Below are 18,468 nucleotides of genomic sequence, written 5' to 3'. Positions count from 1 at the left end.
GTTTGCTGAAATCCGTCAAAGCCAACGCGCTATATTTTTCTTCAACGGATTTACATTCACCCGACATAATTTAAGATGTGCTCTGAGCCTCACAATACGCTTTTAAACACGGAGAAAAAAATAAGCTGCCACGATAAAACCCTTGTATAGTTTTCAGCATCACCAATAACCAAAGCGTACAGAGCAAAACTGCAAAAAAGGTGCCGCACTGTTGGATAGCATTTAATTGCGTATGTTCCGCCAAATTGATGACCGCCAAACTAAAAACGCCGAATGGAAATGTCATCGCCCACCACCCGAGATTAAAGGGTAAATCTCGTAAATGTTTTAGCGTGATGAGTATATCGATTCCAAACCACCATACACCAAATCCGAGCAGAACAAGGGCTGCGAACACGCCGCCTTGAAGCAACACCTGTCCTAAATCTGCCAAGTCTACTGCTGTCAAAATACGTGGGGCTTGCTCGCCCAAAAGTAACAGCGCTAAAGCCCCTGTCCCAATCGGTCCTAAGGCCAACCAACTGCTGATCGCCATTTCCTTACTTGGCAATTGATGTAAAGCCAGACGCAGCAACAAGATGCTTAAGATGGCAAATGCAGGAAATACTGAGATCCCCCAAAGCAGATAACTCCCCAGCAAAATATGGACAGAATGGGCCTGTGCAGGTAAATGCGCCAACAATAAACCGCCTGAACTGGCAACCACCTCGCAAGCCACTATCGGCAATAACCATACTGCGGTCATGCCTTGCAGCGCATGTTGCTGACGACTAAACATCAGAAATGGAACACACCATGCAATCGCTATTGACATCAACACATCGACATACCATAAATATTCAGCCCATGTGATGATGCTCATGCCCAAAAACTCTGTGTATAGCGTGGTGCCAAATTTCAATGCGCCATTGATCAGGGTTGCCAGTGCCATGGGGATCGCCCCAAGAAATAAACTCATCACTGGATGCTGGAAAATCTGCTTGTGGGTACAATATCCATCGGCTGAGATACATCCCACTAAACAATATGAACAACACGATGCTGATCTGCCACAGCGCTGCTCCGAAGGACCACATCCACTGCGGCGCCACCGCTATAGATGGTAAAATGAGGGCCACCACACCTGTGCCCATCACCACCGTAAACCAGTTTGGGGTGAAATGACGAATCAAGTCTTGTTTATGCTGGAGTTGATAAAATGGCATTTTCATCGCATGATGCTCATCAAAATGGAATGTCTATAGTTTAAGCACACCATTAAACAAGAAAAATTGATTAATATTTATTTTTATAATTTATTTTATTGATAGTAAATTCATCTCTGCATAAAAAAACTTGAGTAAAAACACAACAACAAGACGAACGCAGAAGATTATGGCAATATATAGCCCTCAAACATTTTCAACAATTGATTCGCCCATGAAGCTGCTCCGTCTGAATGCTTTAGCGCCCCACTTAGAACTCCCCAAAACTGCCGTGACCATTGGCAATTTTGATGGTGTACATTTGGGTCATCAAGCGATGGTCAGCCAGCTCAAAGACATAGCACAGCAACAAAACTTAAAAACAGCTGTGATGATTTTTGAGCCACAACCGCTTGAATTCTTTAAAGCTTATGATGCACCGCCTCGAATCAGTTCACTACGTGAAAAAGTCGAATATTTAACTGAACTAGGCGTCGACTATATTGTGGTGGCGAAATTTGACAATGCCTTTCGTAATCTCAGCGCCGAAGAATTTGCCGATATTTTAAAAAATAAACTCAATACACAAAGTTTAGTTTTGGGCGAAGATCATCACTTTGGCAAAAACCGCCAAGGCAATAGCGAATTTTTACGCCAATACGGCTTCCAAGTCACAGCCCTGCAAAATGTCGAAGTTGATGGCGAACGTGTCAGTTCGACACTGGTTCGTCAGACATTACAAGCAGGCGACCTTGCCCATGCCGCAAAACTTTTAGGTCGTCCTTATAGCATCACCGGTCGTGTGCAGTATGGCGATCAAATCGGTCGCACCATTAATTTTCCTACCATTAATGTGCGTTTAAACCGTCATAAACCTTGTTTAAATGGCATTTATGCAGTCGATGTCATTTGTGAAACCGAATCTTTAACAGATAAAGTAAAAAACGAAAATGCTGACAAATTAGGGGTTGCAGGTTATGCACCCTCTGCCCTGTTTGGTGCAGGGCATGTTGGTACGCGTCCCGCGATTAAACAGGAACATCCTGAATGGCGATTAGAAGTACATTTTCCTGATGTTTCTGCTAATCTGTATGGCCTGTTAATGCGGGTGACGTTCTTGAACTTTTTACATGGCGAAAAGGACTACCCTTCGCTTGAAGCATTGAAAGCCGGAATTGATGACGACGTCGAAAAACTCCTTGAGTTTCGAGGTCAGCACCCTCATTTCCCCTTTTAAACCCCGATTATTTATTGTAAAACGCGTCAGTCAACGGGCTGATAAATTTGGAAGACAACTTGCATGAGCGATAAGCAAACTCCTGAAAATGCAGTGGATTATAAAGCCACGCTAAACCTCCCAGGTACTGAATTTGCGATGAAAGCAAATCTCGCAGTACGTGAAGCGAAATGGTTAGAAGAGTGGTATGCCGACAACATTTATCAGCAGATTCGTGCATCGCGTATTGGCAAGAAAAAATATGTGCTTCATGACGGCCCTCCATACGCAAATGGCCAAATCCACTTAGGCCATGCGGTAAACAAAGTCCTGAAAGACATCATCATCAAAAGCCGTGTAATGGACGGTTTTGACGCACCGTATGTACCAGGTTGGGACTGTCACGGTCTTCCAATCGAACTGAAAGTTGAAGAAAAAGTCGGTAAAGTCGGCGTGAAAGTAGATGCCTCAACTTTCCGTAAAGCCTGCCGTGAATATGCCTACACCCAAGTTGAATTACAGAAAAAAGACTTCGTGCGTATGGGTGTGTTTGGTGATTGGGACAACCCTTACCTCACCATGAACTTCAAACAAGAAGCCGACATCGTTCGTTCGCTCGGTGAAATTGCCAAAGCAGGCCATATTGAGCCGGGTCTTAAACCTGTGAACTGGTGTTTGGACTGTGGTTCTGCCTTAGCTGAAGCTGAAGTGGAATACGAAGACAAAAAATCAGATGCGATTGACGTTGGTTTTAGCGTTGTTGATTTAGCTGATTTATCTGCACGCCTAGGTGTTACAGTTAGCGATTCTACAGATATCGTGATCTGGACAACTACGCCTTGGACTATGCCTGCCAACCAAGCGGTTGCTCTACACGCTGAACTTGAATACCAATTGGTGAAAGCAACTGGCGAAGACAAAGCAGCGCAAAACTTCATCCTTGCAAAATCATTGGTTGAATCTGCAACGCAGCGTTATGGCTTTAATGCAGTTGAAGTGATTGCTGAGTTTGCTGGTGCAAAACTTGAAAACCTAGTACTACAACATCCGTTAATTGCTGAACGCCAAGTACCAGTAATCTTAGGTGAGCATGTAACTGATGGCAGTGGTACAGGTGCTGTACATACCGCGCCAGGCCATGGTGTGGACGACTATAAAGTTGGCCTACAATACAACCTGAAAGTCGACAATCCAGTCGGCGGCAACGGTGTATATTTACCGAGTGCGCCAATTTTTGCAGGCGAACACATCTACAAAGCCAATCCAAAAATCATTGCTGCTTTAACCGAAGCAGGCAAACTTTGGGCACATGTGGTGATCAAACATAGCTACCCACATTGCTGGCGCCATAAAACACCGATTATCTTCCGTGCAACACCGCAATGGTTTATCAGCATGGATGCAAAAGGTTTACGCCAAGGTGCATTGAACGCGATTGAAAATGACATCAGCTTCGTACCGGATTGGGGTAAAAACCGTATCCAATCGATGATTGAAGGTCGTCCAGACTGGTGTATCTCACGTCAACGTACATGGGGCGTGCCGATTCCATTCTTCGTGCATAAAGATACTAACGAACTTCACCCACGTACGCCTGAGCTGATCGAAGAAGTAGCGAAGCTGATTGAACAAGAAGGTATTGACGGTTGGTATAACCGTGATGCATCTGAGTTTATCGGTGCAGATGCAGAGCAGTACAATGCGGTTCGTGACACTCTAGACGTTTGGTTTGACTCTGGAACAACACACTTTGCAGTACTTCGTGAACGTGAAGAATTGCAAGACCCTGCTGACTTGTACCTTGAAGGTTCTGACCAACATCGTGGCTGGTTCCAATCTTCATTGTTAACATCTATGGCGATTAATAACCGCGCACCGTACAAAGGCTTATTGACTCACGGCTTCGTTGTGGACGAAAAAGGCCGCAAAATGTCGAAGTCGATCGGTAACGTGATCACTCCGCAAGACATCATTAAAGACATGGGTGCAGATGGCCTACGTTTCTGGATTGCGTCTGCAGACTACCGTTATGAAATGACTGCAGGTAAAGAAATCTTCAGCCGTGCATCAGATGGTTACCGCCGTATCCGTAATACGTTGCGTTTCTTGTTGGCTAACTTGAATGGCTTCAAACCATCGACTGATGCTTTGCCTGTCGATCAATTGATCGCACTGGATCAATACATCTTGCAACGTGCTGCGGAAGTACAAAAAACTATTCAACAAGCTTATGAAGATATGAACTTCCATATCGTGACTAGCGCATTGACCAACTTCTGTATTAATGACTTGGGTGGTTTTTACCTCGACATCATCAAAGACCGTCAGTACACCACCAAAGCAGACTCAGCAGCGCGTCATTCTGCACAAACGGCGTTGTATCACTTGGTTCAGGCCTTTGTCCGTTGGATGTCTCCTATCTTGAGCTTTACCGCACAAGAAGCTTGGCCGTTGATTCCAGAGCAATCTGAGAAATATGTATTTACTGCGGAGTGGTATGACATTCCTGTAGCCTCTACAGCGAATCTGGTGACTGAAGCTGAATGGCAAACCTTGATCACCGTCAAATCTGCAGTAAACAAGTTTATTGAAGCTGCACGTACTGCAAAAACTGTGGGTTCAAACTTGTCTGCCAAAGTTGAACTTTGGGCCAATGCTGAACTGAAAGCTGTTTTAGACAAATTCGGTGAAGAACTGCGTTTTGTCCTCATCACCTCTCAAGTGATTGTTAATGAATTTGACGCAGCACAAGGCGAAGCCTCTGACCTTGACGGTTTAAATGTCAAAGTCTCTGGTGCTGACGGTGAAAAATGTGCACGCTGCTGGCATGTACTGCCAGATGTGAATACACATCACGAACATCCAGGTCTTTGTTCTCGTTGTATTATTAACCTTCCTACAGGTCAAGGCGAAGAGAGAAAATATGCCTAATCCACAAGAAAAAAAGGGCTTCTTTCAATTCTACCCACACAATTTAGTGTGGGTGGGCTTATCCATTGTTGCCATTATTTTGGATCAATGGACCAAATGGATTGCAAGTACACATCTGAACTACGCAGATCCTGTACCTGTCATGCCCTTTTTAAACTGGACATTACTACATAACTATGGCGCTGCCTTTAGTTTCTTGTCCGATGCCGGTGGATGGCAACGTTATTTCTTTACTTCACTCGCAGGACTTGTGTCTGTCATTTTTGTATTTTGGCTCATGCGTATGCCAAAAAACGTGAAAGTCCTTCCAATTGCCATTGCCCTGATTTTAGGCGGCGCAATAGGCAACTTAATTGACCGCGTATCTTTAGGTTATGTGGTGGATTTCATTCACGTGTATTACAACAACAGCCACTTTCCTGCATTTAATATTGCAGACAGTGCCATTACATTAGGCACGATTCTGCTTCTTATCGATACGTTTTTCTTAGAAAAACACCGAATTCAACGTGCGGAAGCGCAAAATGACTGATTTTATCAATCCTAACGAGGAAACTCGTATTGAAGAAGGTTCTAAAGTAGACCTTCACTTTTCTGTTGCTATTGAAAATGGCGTAGAAATTGACAATACCCGTAGCCGTGCTGAACCTGTCAGCCTTGTCATGGGTGATGGCAGCTTATTACCGGGTTTTGAGAAAGCTTTATTCGGTTTACGTGCAGGTGACCGCCGTACTGTGAGCCTTCCTCCTGAAGATGCTTTTGGTCCATGGAACCCGGAAAACGTACAAAAATTTGATACTGTCAAATTTGAGCAACGTCCTGTTGAAGGCCATATGATTGAGTTTGAAGATAAAGCCAAACAAAGTCTGTATGGGGTGATCAAAACTGTAGGTGAAGACATTACCGAAGTGGATTTCAACCACCCTCTAGCCGGTAAAAATATCACCTTTGAAGTTGAAATTTTCAAAGTGACCCCTGCCGGTCAACAAGGCGTAAAACTGATCTAAGTTTCAGCAAATGAAAAGCTCCTTCGGGAGCTTTTTTTATCACTATTTTTATAACTATCAATCGACTCGATACATTTTCTGTATATGCAACGGACCGAATTCATATTAATTTAATGCAAGACTTTAAAACAAGACGGGAAATATGATGAAACTGCATATTATTGTCGGCAGTGTCCGCGAAGGCCGTACGGCAATTAAAATTGCCAACTGGCTACTTTCAGAAATCGAAAGCTATGACTACAGTACCGTAGAAACTGAAATTGTCGATTTAAAAGAATGGGATCTGCCAATTTTTGCAGGCGCACATCCGCCATTAACAGGAATTTATGACCAACCCAAACAACAAGTATGGGCAGATAAAATCGCGCAAGGCGACGCATTTATTTTCATTAGCCCTGAATATAACCACGGTTATAGCCCTGCACTCAAAAATGCGTTGGATTACCTCGGTAAAGAATGGGGCGGAAAACCTGCAGCATACGTTAGCTATGGTGGCACCAATGGTTCACGTTCGATTGATCAAATTCGCCAAGTGGCAACCCAATTGGGCTTAATTGACAGTAATGCTGTGGTTGAAATTCGTGACATTTTCACGCGTAATCAAGCAGATAAATTCGAACCGAATGAATTTGATAGCAAAGCGGTTAAAGCGATTTTCAAAAAATTACTGCAATATGTGAGTGCTTAATTCTTGCCGTTCGCGTGATAAATGCCGCCTTTTGTAGGTTCAGGCTTACATTATTTTCGGCAGATGGCAGCTATACCCCATGCATCATCCACGATAAAGTTAAAACATACAGAGACAGGATGTCACTGAACATAAAACAACAATGATAAGACTAAGCAGGAAGCTTACGGTAGGACAGGAGTTATACCGCTAGAATGAATCTGAAAAAAGCCTCGACAGGATGTCGAGGCTTTTTTCATTTCAAATGCTACACAAGAATAGCTCTAACATGAGCCACAACCGAACTCAGGGCCATGGCTCAATGGGTCTCACCCAATCGGATACGATTACTTTTTAGAACTCTCCACAATTAAACGCGTCACCAGGTACAAACGCGGTACGATAGAATCTGTCAAAATATATTCAGCTTTATCTGAATGTAATCCATCACCTGACATGCCTAGTCCCTCAATGATCGCGGCTCTCGAACTAACCCCAGCAAAAGCGGCATCAGTACCACCACCCCAAGCGGTCGTTTCAACTTTCATCGGCAGCTTTAATTTGTTTGTGTAAATCTGCTGGGCTGTCGCGGCCAATTTTTTGGCTTGTGGACTGGCTTCTAAAGGTGGTCGACGGACTTCAAATTTGACCTCGACCTGACTTTCCGCCAATTTTTTGGTTTTGACTTTTTGCTTCAAGGTTTTTTCCAACTCAGCAAAATCTTGTGGTTTTAAGGAACGAGCATCTGCCTGCGCTGTCGCATGGTCAGGAATCACATTTCGGGTTTTTCCAGCCGTCGCAACAGTCCAATTCAGCTTTAAACCCGTTTTCGGATTGGATAGATTTTCTAATTGTTGAATCTGAAAAGCCAGTTCTGTCAAGGCATTGACCCCTGCTTCAGGTTTTACCCCCGCATGCGAACCCCGCCCTTTAATATCTAAATAAGCCGCACCAATCCCACTAGTGGCTAACATCAAACTTCCCTCTAAACCACCGGTTTCAAAGGAGAGGACAACGTCCTGATTTTGAGCTGTATCCATAATCAATTGGCGCGAGCCGGGTGAACTGATTTCTTCATCTGAATTAATTAACACCGTAATGGTGCCGTAATCTTGGTACTTCAGCTGTTTCAGCATATCCAAGACATGAATCACTGCAGCAACACCTTGCTTGTCGTCCAAAATACCTAAACCATAGGCTTTATTACCATCTATACGAAACGGTTGACCTTGCAATTGGCCCTTTTGATACACCGTATCATTATGTGCCAACAACATAATGTTCGTTTTACCTTTGCCTTTCAGTACCGCTTTTACAATCGGCCCTGTCTGATCTGGCGCACCATCGAGTTTCATGATGTCTTTGGGCTGAATCACGTTCACCTCAGCCCCTGTGGCTTTTAATTGCTCTGCGACCACCTTGGCAATTTGATTCAAACCCTCAATATCTTTACTGCCAGATTCAATATTGACCAAGGTTTTCAAGGTCTCTAAATAACTGTGTTTTTGACTTTCCGCAATTTTCTTAATCTCTTGTGGAGATGCTGCCCAATTTGCTGAAGCACTAAGCGCAATGGCACAACCTAATGCGAGCTGAAGTTTTGACGTCGTCCGTTGTTGTGTAAGTGTTCTTAGCATCGATCTTATTCCCTGTATATTTTTCATTATGAATTTTTAATGTCTGATAAATTAGTTCACCATTCAACCAATTAATCGCAAAAATATGTAACACCGCTGATAAAGCTTTTAGTCACTTCAAAACCAGCTTCCAGCTGTTTTAAAAGCGGTTTAGATCGATTTGGAAACATAGATCTAGCATTCGAGAGCCTAGCTGCTATGCAATGCCTTGAAGGAACGGTCAGAATTAAAATTTAAGTGTTGTACGTTTTGGCTTACATTAGATGCGGATAATAGACACTATTCACGTTATTGGATTACTTTTATATTAAGGTCATACAGCGACAGGATGTCACTGAACATAAAACAACAATGATAAGACAATGAGCAGGAAGCTTAACGGTAGGACAGGAGTTATACCGCTAGAATGAATCCGAAAAAGCCCCGACAGGATGTCGGGGCTTTTTTCGTTTAGGCGATGTGAAAGCAACATTCCATGTATTTGCACAGACTAAACATCGACCTGAAAACCTAAATCGACATCACAAGCGGCTTGACCACCTCGTATCCCCCAATTTTCTAGAGGGCTTTCACGTAAGGTAATGATGATATGGTCGGCCGGAATGCCAAATTCCACCAAATTTTGCACCAGCATTTGATATAACTTACGCTTGGTTGCCACGGTTCGTCCCGCAAAACAATCGATGGTGATATGTGTAAAGCGCTCAGGCTGCGTCAAATGATCAAGCACCTGAAACCGATGTAGCGCATGCACTTGCAAACGTATATTGCGGTCATATCGAGGCAGTTGAAAACTCTGTTGTAAGGCGTCAAAGACAGCATTTATCAACTGTTGTTCTTGTTCTATGCTGTATTGCATCCGTATATCGATTTGTGTTGCAGGCATGCGCGAAACTCATTGTTGTTATTTAGATCACTACACTAGCAGGATTTAGCGACGTTCTGCTGTAGGCATTTACCTACAGCGCTTGCAGTATTTACGCCTATGGCCTCAACAGCAACGCGCCTATAGTAAGAACATACAGAGACAGGATGTCTTGCAATAAAAATAAATAATGCACATGCAGCAGGAACGCTGATCGGTATGACAGGAGTCATATCTTTAGAATGAATCTAAAAAGCCCTCGATAGGATGCATATTCTTGCCCAATTGGACACTTGATAGTATATCGTACTGGACACAGATTCTTCTTTTAATTGGACACTCTTATTTTCAGACACTCTTTGCATCTAAAACGAAATTTAAACGAAAAAAGTAAAATGATTCCTATGAAAAAAGCGGTTATTGCACTGAGTTGCTTAAGTATACTTTTGATGGCCTGTTCCTCGCTTCTTAATCTAAGTATTCAGAATTCACTAAAAGAAGTGAGAACATCAAAATTCCTAAAAAATGAAGATAAAACAAAAAACATTGGTGGGATTGATGCAAATAGTAATGGTGTGCGTGATGATATTGAGGGATACATAAAGCTCAAATATGGGAATAACCCTGAATTTGTTAGCGTATATATGCAGTATGCACAAGAATTACGAAGAAAGCTGACTTTGGCTAGTGATGATCGTGAGGTCTATCGTAGAGCGTCACACGAAGTTAGTAGAAAAATGGTTTGTGCTGCGGAAATTGACTATAAAGTTGAGCCTGAAAAAATGTATCGGGACACAATGATCATTTATGCCCTGTCGGTGAATACCAAGCAACGTAAGGCTGAAAGTAATCGTATTAGCTCGTTGGTGAGTGGCATGGTATTCACATTACCAACTGAGGAACACTGCAAAATTAATGAATACGTTTATTAAAGTGTCCAACTTAAAAAAGAATGGGTGTCCAAATACTTATTGATTTTGCAATAGGATGTCGAGGGCTTTTTTCATGTCGTCATTCATTCAGAGATCGCACTCTATTCGTCGAAAAATCGCAATTTATCAACAATACTTACATCGCAACAGTAAAACTGTACTTATAATCGGCAGAGAATTTAGACAGAATAACGGCTGCGAGTTCAGCAGCTCGAACTGTCAGCGCTTAGGGATTAGGCGACAACAATAAAAATTGAATTAAAAAATTAGAGAATGACCTATGCAATTGCAACAGCAACAACTGAATAGTTTTACCCGCATTTTTCATGCCGCTCCAGAACACAATAGCCCACAAGATCTTGCACAATATATTGGCGCGCATCGACAAGAGCTTTTACAACAAATCCATGAAAATGGCATCTTACTGTTTCGTGGTTTTAACATCGAGCAACCCGAACAATTTAACCAACTGATTGAACAATATTTTCAGTTTACCCCATGGAATGCTTTTAACCCCAATATGCCCAGCTGGGTTGCATCTTGGATGCGAAAATACAGCGAGAACTTGCTCGGTGCTGGCGACTACCGTCGTTATATAGACCGCAACACAGTGCAATTGGGTCCAGTCGAAAACTCGGTACAAGGCCCGCATGTTGAAGGCGGAGTACGCTCAGAACGCTCGCGTTATATCGCCTTATTTTGTCAGGAACCTTCGACGTATTTGGCAGAAACAGGATTTAATAACTTAGAGCAGATTTGGGAGAATTTTCCGAAACATCTACAGGAAAAATATCTCGGCGCATGGAACCATTTTTCTTATGTCTCGGCGCGCGAGGTGGGGCTATTTGACCGATTATTGCTGAAAAAGAGCCCGTTTAGTCTAGAGATTCGACAAGATAAAAAAGCCAAATTGACCTTGCAGCGTTCGCCACTGGTGATTCATCACCCTGATACAAAAAAGCATGTCATTCAGCCGTGGGCTTTTGCCAATAATACCAATCCATTTGCCCATCAGGCGGCCAAAAATTGCTTTGAAAATCGCGGGGAGATTGAAATCGATTCAACGGCTGACGGCATGCAACTGACATGGGAAATTTACACGCCAGAAGGTCAACAAATTGAATGGAACGATGCCGAAAAGCAGCAATTTTTTGATGCGATGTATAAAGATGCCCTGCTTTTGCAGTGGCATAAAGGTGATGTTGCGATCGTTGATAATATTAAAATTGCGCATTGGCGGATGAATGGAGAACAAGGAAATCGTAAGTTGATTCAAATTCAAGCCAATGCCTTTAATGCCGATGAGCACTATGCGGCTTAGCTGACTGATTTAAAATTCGTGCAGGCATGTATGTGAGAAGCCCCGTAGGGGCTTTTTTTTTTTTTTTGAATTTTTTGTTTATTTTTTAGCCGCTATTTTGGCTCAATTTTGAATAACCATGCTTTTTCACCGTCTTCAATCCCCCAAATGGCGCCATCTTTGGCTTCAATCAAGCCACGGATCCGCTGTTTCATGTCGATGCGCTGGATTTCTGTTGCCGGTTGATGTGCTGTGTCCACAATCACGATTACTTGAGACGACAATCCGCCAATCAGCGCTTTATTTTTCCACAAGGGGAACTTTTGCCCTTGGTAAAACATCAAACTCGATGGTGAAATCACGGGTGTCCAACTGATGGCAGGCGCTTCAAATTCAGGCCGCGTATGATGATCCGGAATCGGTTGATCATCATAATGATCACCATTCGACACATGTGGATAGCCATAGTTTTTCGCACGCTGCACCAGATTTAACTCATCACCGCCTTTCGGGCCCATTTCGGCCACCCAAAGTTGCTGTTTTGCATCAAATGCCATGCCTAAAGGGTTACGGTGCCCGAAGCTCCACACTTGCTTGGCAACCTCGCCTTGGGTCTGAAATGGATTATCTGCAGCAGGCGTTCCATCACTATTTAAGCGCAGCACTTTACCCAAATTTGACTGCAGATCTTGTGCAGGATCAAACTTCTGACGTTCGCCCGAACTCACCCATAATTTTCCATCTGCTCCAAACTGCATTCGGTGTGAATAATGGCCTTGACCTTCTACTTTTGGAATTTGCCTCCAAATGATTTTTCGCTGTTTTAAACTTGGCGCAGCTTCATTGAGGTTTAATGTGGCTTTTTCGATGACAGCGCCAAAACCGCCCTGTCCTGCTTCTGCATAGCTCAGGTATATTTGATGATTTTTTTCAAATTGTGGATCAAGTGCAATATCGCCTAATCCTCCTTGTCCACCATAGGCAACTTTGGGAAGGTTTTTCACCTGTATTTTTTGCTGGTTTTGCGGATTAAAGATGATCAGTTGACCTTTTCTTTCAGTCAGCAATAAACGGCCGTCTGTAAGTGGCTGGATGGCCCAAGGTTCATTAAATTGAGCGATTTTTTGTATTTTAAAGCGCTGTTCTTGCTGGATTTGTGCCGAATTTTGAGTTTGGCTTGGTGTTCGCTCTTGTGCTGTAGATGCAGTGTTTTCTGCATGGCATACGGCGGTCATCAGGATGCCAACGATGAGGCTAGGCGTTCGAAAATATTTTATGCATTGTTTCATTTACTGTTCCCTTCCCTTTTATAATCATTTGATTCTAATCAATTAATCAGATGATTTTTCTTTGGAAAGGTAACAGAATAATTTTGTACGTTTTGGCTTACATGACATGCAGAAAATTGCGGCTTTCCAAGTTTCAGAAACAGGCCTAATCTACAATTATCAGGAGACAGGAAGTTTCCGAAACATAAAACAATAACAATAAGTTTCTGCATCAGGACGTGAGATATAACAAGGAGTTGTATCTAGAACACGAAATACGAAGAAAACCCCGACAGGACGTCGGGGTTTTCTTTTTCTAGCTGATTTTTAAAAGTTCGCTCTAATCTAGAACCTTCGCATAACATCTCTGTCAAAACTTCTTACAGTTTCCTGCGAAATTATTACATACCCAAATCCGTCAGCTTGTTAGCGTGGTAGACAATCCTCATTGCAAGGAGTCAATCATGACTTTAAAAGCTTTAGTGATAACGTCAAATGTCGGTGTTGAACATGACGAGCTGATCCAACCATTAAATTATTTAAATGAAAAGGGAATTGAAGCCATTCATGCCGCTATTAAACATGCGGTTGTCCAAACAGTAAAAGCCGACAAAAAGGTCGAAGCTGAAGTTCAACCCAATGCCCAATTGAGCAGCGTAAATGCTGAAGACTATGATGTCTTAGTAATTCCAGGCGGAACTGTCAATGCAGATCATCTACGGATCGATGAAAATGCACTGCGACTTATTCAAAACTTTGCTGACCATCAAAAACCTATTGCTGCAATTTGTCATGGTCCTTGGGCGCTCATTAATGCTGAAAGAATTCGTGATAAAACTCTGACGTCTTATAAAAGCATTCGTTTGGATTTGGAAAATGCGGGTGCACATTGGGTCGATGAGCAGGTGCACCGCTGTAATACGGGCGGTTGGGTGCTCATTACTTCTCGCTGTCCAGATGACTTGCCTGCGTTTAATCAAGCAATTCAGCAGGAGCTTGAGCAACAGCAACAGCAACAGCAACAGCAACAGCAACAGCAACAGCAACAGCAACAATAATACAAATGGAAAATACCCGCATATTGCATGCGGGTATTTTATAAATCTAAGTTATAGGATATATGGCTTACATATTTTTTAAGTATGCCACTACATCCTCGTTGCCTGCCATTTCTGCGAGCTCTAATGCTGTGTATTGGGTTTTGTGCTGTACGTCTGCACCTTTACCTACCAAAAGCTTTACGACGTCTAAATAGCCATTCTCTGCTGCTGCATGCAGTGCGCTATAGCCTTCTTCATCGGCAGTGTTTACATCTGTGCCATTCGCCAAAGATTTTTCGACTTCTGCGAGTTCACCTAAAGATGCCCAGTACACCAGTTCAGGCAAATGCAGTTCATCATCTTCTTCAGGGATTGGGGAGAATGAGTTGAGTTTCATTTTGTATCCATTAATTTCTGTTCAGCTAATTTGCCTTACATTAAATCCAAAATATCGTAAAACCTTTGTTGTCCGTCCATTAATAACAGGTTTGCCTTCACTATTTACCCAACCAACTAATTCCTGAATATTTGATTGTCCAAATTCATTCAATTTATATTTAGGGTCAAAAATACAGTCTGCTATACGTTTCGGCAAAGATACACTTTCATCATGTAATAAATATATTAATGTTTTCTTTATTCTAGATATATCATTATTTCTTAAAAACTCTTGTTTAAGTGTATTTAAACCTCCTTTATAAAATCTTAGACGATCATAGAATGAATGTGCAACGCAAAGAGCATCTACTATTTGTTCGGGTTTAGCTAGTTCTATAGCGGCCTTACTACCTAATATTTTATTAATTAATGGATAATTATAATGGACAATTGTATCTTCAAAATGTGGCCAATTAGTATTCATCCACTCATCAATCAAGCGATTTAATAACGCCTCTTTATTTGTATCCCAACCTATTTTTTGTTCTTTCCAAATGTCATTTATTGCATGCCGATCGCGAACAAAACTAAAAAAAGAATCAATTTCTAACCTCAATGGTATTAAATTCAAATCAATTTTTCGACTTTTTCTCTTATAAACTTGTTCTATTAAATTGAATGCAGATACCGATTCTTGATACGACTTTAAAAAACTATCTAAAAAAAGCTCAGATTTTTTTTGTCTTGGTACATATCTTTCGATGTTAGGAAAATTCACATCACCTAAAACTTGTTCAACTTCATAGTCAAAATCATTAACACTATCTAAAGTCGATTTAAATGTTTTATAAATTTTTTCATATTTTTCAACTTCTTCATAAGTTAAGACTTTGGCTGCATCCCAATATTCAGAAAATAGCATAATAAGTTCCTCATATCTTGAATCATCAGATAGAAGCCCAATCATAATTTCCTGATTTGTAAGTAAAGCGCTTTTGGTTAAATTTGCAGATCCTACAAAAATTATTTTATCTCCTAAAATATATAATTTAGGGTGAAAAGATGGATTAGTATAAAATCTAGCTTCGATATTTTTGCTGTTATTTAAAAGATGTTTTAAAGCAATAGGTGATGTTGGAAACCCTAACCTAACAACTATTCTAATACGGCAATTTCTTTGAATTAACTCATCAATCACATCAAATTCAGTAAAGAATGCTGATGCAATATAGACCTCCATTCCATCTTCAATACTATTCATGAATCCAGCTCTAAAAAAATCTTTTTTAGAATTAGTATTAGTAAAAATTCCTTTCATTTTTTAACCATTTTATAAATTAATATTCATATAACATACTAAAAATTAAATAAAAAAGCCCCCTTTCGGAGGCTTTTCTTTTTAAAGAATCACAACTTAAGCTTTGGCTGTAGATGCTTCTTTAACATCAATCTTATCACTGTCATTTTCATGCATAATCAACGCAACCGCGATTGCAGTGATCAGTACAGGTAAACCTACCGCCATAAAGTTGAAATGAGCAGGTAAGTTCATACCAAGCAAACCACCGATCAGAATCGGCCCTACAATCGCGCCCATACGACCAATCGCAGAAGACCAACCAATACCTGTCGAACGTACAGCAAGTGGGTAATACTGCGCCACATAGCTGTACAACAGCATTTGCGAACCAATAGATGCAGCACCTGCCAAGAATACCAAAATGTATAGCAAGAACTGATTCGATTGGAAGCCCATCAAGCTCATCACAATCGCGCCCATCATACCCAAAACCATCAGCACAGGTTTTAAATGGAAACGGTCAGCCAAAATACCACCGCCAACAATACCCACAACTGCGCCCACGTTCATGACCATCATGAACATTAAGCTGTTATCCATAGAATAACCGGCTGCCATCATCAGTTTTGGTAACCAGCTGCTTAGCGCATACATGGTCAATAGGCACGTAAAGAACGCCACCCAAAACAGCAATGTATTTACGGCACGACCACGGCGGAACAAACTCACCACGTTAGCAGCTTCAGGTACATTTTCTTGCGGTAAAGTGAACACTGTATTTTCAGTCACTTTCACTTCAGGCGCTAAGCGCTTCACGATACTGCGGGCTTTTTCCTGTTTGTTTTCTTTCACCATAAATGCCAAAGATTCAGGTAAGAATTTCCAAATCACAGGTAAAAGGAAAAGTGGAATACCTGCAATAAAGAACATGATTTGCCAACCAAAGTCAGGGGTGAACCATGAACCTAAAAGTGCCGCCATCATACCACCGACTGCATAACCACTAAACATCGTCGTTACTAGTGTGCTACGCATCTTCTGCGGCGCGTATTCCGACGTTAAAGCCACAAGGTTAGGCATTACACCGCCAATCCCTAAACCAGCCAAGAAACGCAAAATACCAAATTCTGTTGGATTCGACGCAAAACCACCAGCAAAGGTCAAACCACTAAATAAAACGATACAGATCATGATGACTTTTTTACGGCCAATCTTATCTGCTAAAGAACCAAAGAACATGGCACCAAACATCATGCCTGCGAGCGCAGTACTAGCAAGCATCCCCGCTTGCATTGCACTTAAGCCCCAGTCTTGCATCAATAATGGTAAAACCACGCCATTAATCGCTAAATCGTAGCCATCAAATAAAATAATCAATAAGCACCAAGCCACTACATTGAAGTGGAACGGGGTAAATTTAGCCTTATCGACTACAGAATTTATGTCTATTTTTTCCGTTGTCATCGTTCTCATCTCCCATGAGTACTTGTCCATAACATTCATTGAATTTTTAAGTAAAATTCAACAGCCACGGAATATACGGAACAGTGTTTTCTAGGGATATTAGACGTATGTTTAATAAATCTAGTCTCTTATAAGTACATGTTAATTGTGTTATTTTTCATGCTTTAGTTTAATTATTAAACATTATCAATATATGATTATTTAACTTCTTTTTTTAAATAATAATGTCCTTGTTTTTAGGTCTAATTCTTCTATTCTTTCATTCAACTTCAGAACGACACACCATCATTTATTTCTATCTTTAGTTTAGAAAAATTTTAAATGTCTAAAAAACAAACGAAAATATATCTTTAGAAAAGTTCGTCTGAACACTCTAGATTGTTTTAAATACCTTGATAGCGCTGAGATTAAGCAATCACCAGCTTACAGCGAAATCCACGAGACGCATAATATGACTGTGCGCCATTATGGTAGCTAAATACATGATCGTAATGTCGGTCACAAAACAGTGCCCCGCCCTTTTGCCGAATATCTGCTGGCGTCACAATCCAGCTCGAAGTCTTTAAATCAAAATGAAAAACTGTCTGTATCGCTCGATAGTCCTCTTCTGTCAGTAGCTCAGCACCGATGTCTCGAACCATATCTATAACGTTATTTTGGGGAGGATGATCCTTCCGGTTCTCCAAGGCATCACGGTCATAACATAAGCGTCGTCTAGGCTTTGGCGACTCTAAGCTGCAATCATAAAATATCAGGTCATGAGATTGCCGATTCAGCCTCACAATATCTGGCTCACCCCCTGTTTTTTCCATTTCGATTACAGTTTTTAGTTTTGAGGGCTGTGCAATCAATTGTTTTTTAACATCATCCCAAAGCAATTCTGGATGACGCTGCATATTTACCTCAAAGCGTTGCTGCAATATCTCTAAAATAGAGACTTTATTGAGATCTTGGAGCATTTGCACATCCTATTGTTTTTATACATTGGAGACTGAACTTCACTATAAAGAATATAGACTCACCTTGATGTAAATTTTTAGCGCTGTTTAGCCGTATTATTTTTAAATATCTATCATTTCCCTATTTTATCCTGCTGCTTTTCTTATTATTTTTTTCCCTTTTTTCTCCACGCATAAAAAAAACCCCCAACGTTTAAGTTGGGGGTGTTTCGAATAATGAGCTGGCGATGACTTACTCTCACATGGGTAACCCCACACTACCATCAGCGCTAAGAGGTTTCACTTCTGAGTTCGGGAAGGGATCAGGTGGTTCACTCTTG

15 protein-coding genes, 1 rRNA gene and 1 pseudogene are annotated in these 18,468 nt (G+C 41.5%); 8 read left to right on the top strand and 9 right to left on the bottom strand.

All coding sequences use genetic code 11. The features are described from left to right. Positions 1-70 precede the first annotated feature (70 nt). Positions 71-1,211, bottom strand: a pseudogene (locus FTU79_RS15140) (TDT family transporter). Between the two features lie 208 nt (positions 1,212-1,419). On the opposite strand from FTU79_RS15140, the gene ribF reads away from it, so the two are divergent. The 5 genes from ribF (at position 1,420) to FTU79_RS15115 (ending at position 7,026) form a co-directional block, all read left to right on the top strand. Then, positions 1,420-2,421, top strand: a complete 1,002-nt coding sequence (ribF, locus tag FTU79_RS15135) for a riboflavin biosynthesis protein RibF (protein WP_168379800.1) — start codon at positions 1,420-1,422, stop codon at positions 2,419-2,421. A gap of 63 nt (positions 2,422-2,484) precedes the next feature. Continuing rightward, positions 2,485-5,331 carry an isoleucine--tRNA ligase gene (gene ileS / locus FTU79_RS15130; protein ID WP_180051175.1) on the top strand — a complete coding sequence of 949 codons (2,847 nt, stop codon included), beginning with the start codon at positions 2,485-2,487 and terminating at the stop codon, positions 5,329-5,331. After that, complete coding sequence (lspA, locus tag FTU79_RS15125) at positions 5,324-5,863, top strand: signal peptidase II (protein ID WP_078190655.1); 540 nt, start codon at positions 5,324-5,326, stop codon at positions 5,861-5,863. The genes ileS and lspA overlap by 8 nt, the downstream gene beginning before the upstream one ends. Continuing rightward, on the top strand, positions 5,856-6,338 hold the full coding sequence (locus FTU79_RS15120; RefSeq protein WP_078190656.1) for a peptidylprolyl isomerase: 483 nt from the start codon (positions 5,856-5,858) through the stop codon (positions 6,336-6,338). Before lspA ends, FTU79_RS15120 begins: the two co-directional genes overlap by 8 nt. Positions 6,339-6,483: 145 nt before the next feature. Then, on the top strand, positions 6,484-7,026 hold the full coding sequence (locus FTU79_RS15115) for an NADPH-dependent FMN reductase (RefSeq protein ID WP_180051195.1): 543 nt from the start codon (positions 6,484-6,486) through the stop codon (positions 7,024-7,026). 326 nt (positions 7,027-7,352) lie between these two features. Here the strand turns inward: FTU79_RS15115 and FTU79_RS15110 are convergent, their stop codons facing one another. Then, on the bottom strand, positions 7,353-8,642 hold the full coding sequence (locus tag FTU79_RS15110) for a glutamate carboxypeptidase (RefSeq protein WP_180051172.1): 1,290 nt from the start codon (positions 8,640-8,642) through the stop codon (positions 7,353-7,355). Positions 8,643-9,132: 490 nt separating this feature from the next. Beyond that, complete coding sequence (locus FTU79_RS15105; protein WP_180051169.1) at positions 9,133-9,528, bottom strand: tautomerase family protein; 396 nt, start codon at positions 9,526-9,528, stop codon at positions 9,133-9,135. Between the two features lie 383 nt (positions 9,529-9,911). On the opposite strand from FTU79_RS15105, the gene FTU79_RS15100 reads away from it, so the two are divergent. Both FTU79_RS15100 and FTU79_RS15095 read left to right on the top strand, forming a co-directional pair. Continuing rightward, the gene (locus FTU79_RS15100; protein WP_180051166.1) at positions 9,912-10,439 is read left to right on the top strand and encodes a hypothetical protein; all 528 of its coding nucleotides are present in this window, start codon (positions 9,912-9,914) and stop codon (positions 10,437-10,439) included. Positions 10,440-10,719: 280 nt separating this feature from the next. Further along, positions 10,720-11,760: a TauD/TfdA family dioxygenase gene (locus FTU79_RS15095; protein ID WP_180051163.1), complete on the top strand. Its 1,041-nt coding sequence runs from the start codon at positions 10,720-10,722 to the stop codon at positions 11,758-11,760. A gap of 92 nt (positions 11,761-11,852) precedes the next feature. On the opposite strand, the gene FTU79_RS15090 is transcribed toward FTU79_RS15095, so the two are convergent. Further along, the gene (locus tag FTU79_RS15090) at positions 11,853-13,028 is read right to left on the bottom strand and encodes a PQQ-dependent sugar dehydrogenase (RefSeq protein WP_373685666.1); all 1,176 of its coding nucleotides are present in this window, start codon (positions 13,026-13,028) and stop codon (positions 11,853-11,855) included. Between the two features lie 443 nt (positions 13,029-13,471). On the opposite strand from FTU79_RS15090, the gene FTU79_RS15085 reads away from it, so the two are divergent. Then, positions 13,472-14,065: a type 1 glutamine amidotransferase domain-containing protein gene (locus tag FTU79_RS15085; protein WP_180051160.1), complete on the top strand. Its 594-nt coding sequence runs from the start codon at positions 13,472-13,474 to the stop codon at positions 14,063-14,065. A gap of 67 nt (positions 14,066-14,132) precedes the next feature. On the opposite strand, the gene FTU79_RS15080 is transcribed toward FTU79_RS15085, so the two are convergent. The 5 genes from FTU79_RS15080 to rrf form a co-directional block, all read right to left on the bottom strand. Further along, entirely contained in the window at positions 14,133-14,444 is a 312-nt protein-coding gene (locus FTU79_RS15080; RefSeq protein WP_111886056.1) for an ankyrin repeat domain-containing protein, read from the bottom strand. A 21-nt stretch (positions 14,445-14,465) separates the two neighbouring features. Next, a complete protein-coding gene (locus tag FTU79_RS15075) occupies positions 14,466-15,743 on the bottom strand; it encodes a phospholipase D family protein (RefSeq protein ID WP_180051157.1) in 1,278 nt (425 codons plus the stop codon). A gap of 96 nt (positions 15,744-15,839) precedes the next feature. Beyond that, a complete protein-coding gene (locus tag FTU79_RS15070; RefSeq protein WP_180051154.1) occupies positions 15,840-17,189 on the bottom strand; it encodes an MFS transporter in 1,350 nt (449 codons plus the stop codon). 407 nt (positions 17,190-17,596) lie between these two features. After that, positions 17,597-18,148, bottom strand: coding sequence for a DUF4256 domain-containing protein (locus tag FTU79_RS15065; RefSeq protein ID WP_180051152.1), 552 nt, complete (start codon positions 18,146-18,148; stop codon positions 17,597-17,599). A gap of 219 nt (positions 18,149-18,367) precedes the next feature. Then, positions 18,368-18,468, bottom strand: a 5S ribosomal RNA gene (gene rrf, locus FTU79_RS15060); the annotation flags it as partial.

This window comes from Acinetobacter sp. YH12144, assembly GCF_013418345.1.
GTDB lineage: Bacteria > Pseudomonadota > Gammaproteobacteria > Pseudomonadales > Moraxellaceae > Acinetobacter > Acinetobacter amyesii.
This window is presented reverse-complemented; position numbering and strand designations above follow the sequence as displayed.

Excerpts from the sequence above, each read along its gene's own strand:
- FTU79_RS15110 (WP_180051172.1), bottom strand. The coding sequence starts at position 8,642 with ATGCTAAGAACACTTACACAACAACGGACGACGTCAAAACTTCAGCTC.
- FTU79_RS15085 (WP_180051160.1), top strand. The coding sequence starts at position 13,472 with ATGACTTTAAAAGCTTTAGTGATAACGTCAAATGTCGGTGTTGAACAT.
- ribF (WP_168379800.1), top strand. The coding sequence starts at position 1,420 with ATGAAGCTGCTCCGTCTGAATGCTTTAGCGCCCCACTTAGAACTCCCC.
- ileS (WP_180051175.1), top strand. The coding sequence starts at position 2,485 with ATGAGCGATAAGCAAACTCCTGAAAATGCAGTGGATTATAAAGCCACG.
- FTU79_RS15075 (WP_180051157.1), bottom strand. The coding sequence starts at position 15,743 with ATGAAAGGAATTTTTACTAATACTAATTCTAAAAAAGATTTTTTTAGA.
- FTU79_RS15095 (WP_180051163.1), top strand. The coding sequence starts at position 10,720 with ATGCAATTGCAACAGCAACAACTGAATAGTTTTACCCGCATTTTTCAT.
- FTU79_RS15120 (WP_078190656.1), top strand. The coding sequence starts at position 5,856 with ATGACTGATTTTATCAATCCTAACGAGGAAACTCGTATTGAAGAAGGT.
- FTU79_RS15070 (WP_180051154.1), bottom strand. The coding sequence starts at position 17,189 with ATGACAACGGAAAAAATAGACATAAATTCTGTAGTCGATAAGGCTAAA.
- FTU79_RS15065 (WP_180051152.1), bottom strand. The coding sequence starts at position 18,148 with ATGCTCCAAGATCTCAATAAAGTCTCTATTTTAGAGATATTGCAGCAA.
- lspA (WP_078190655.1), top strand. The coding sequence starts at position 5,324 with ATGCCTAATCCACAAGAAAAAAAGGGCTTCTTTCAATTCTACCCACAC.
- FTU79_RS15080 (WP_111886056.1), bottom strand. The coding sequence starts at position 14,444 with ATGAAACTCAACTCATTCTCCCCAATCCCTGAAGAAGATGATGAACTG.
- FTU79_RS15090 (WP_373685666.1), bottom strand. The coding sequence starts at position 13,028 with ATGAAACAATGCATAAAATATTTTCGAACGCCTAGCCTCATCGTTGGC.
- FTU79_RS15115 (WP_180051195.1), top strand. The coding sequence starts at position 6,484 with ATGAAACTGCATATTATTGTCGGCAGTGTCCGCGAAGGCCGTACGGCA.
- FTU79_RS15105 (WP_180051169.1), bottom strand. The coding sequence starts at position 9,528 with ATGCCTGCAACACAAATCGATATACGGATGCAATACAGCATAGAACAA.
- FTU79_RS15100 (WP_180051166.1), top strand. The coding sequence starts at position 9,912 with ATGAAAAAAGCGGTTATTGCACTGAGTTGCTTAAGTATACTTTTGATG.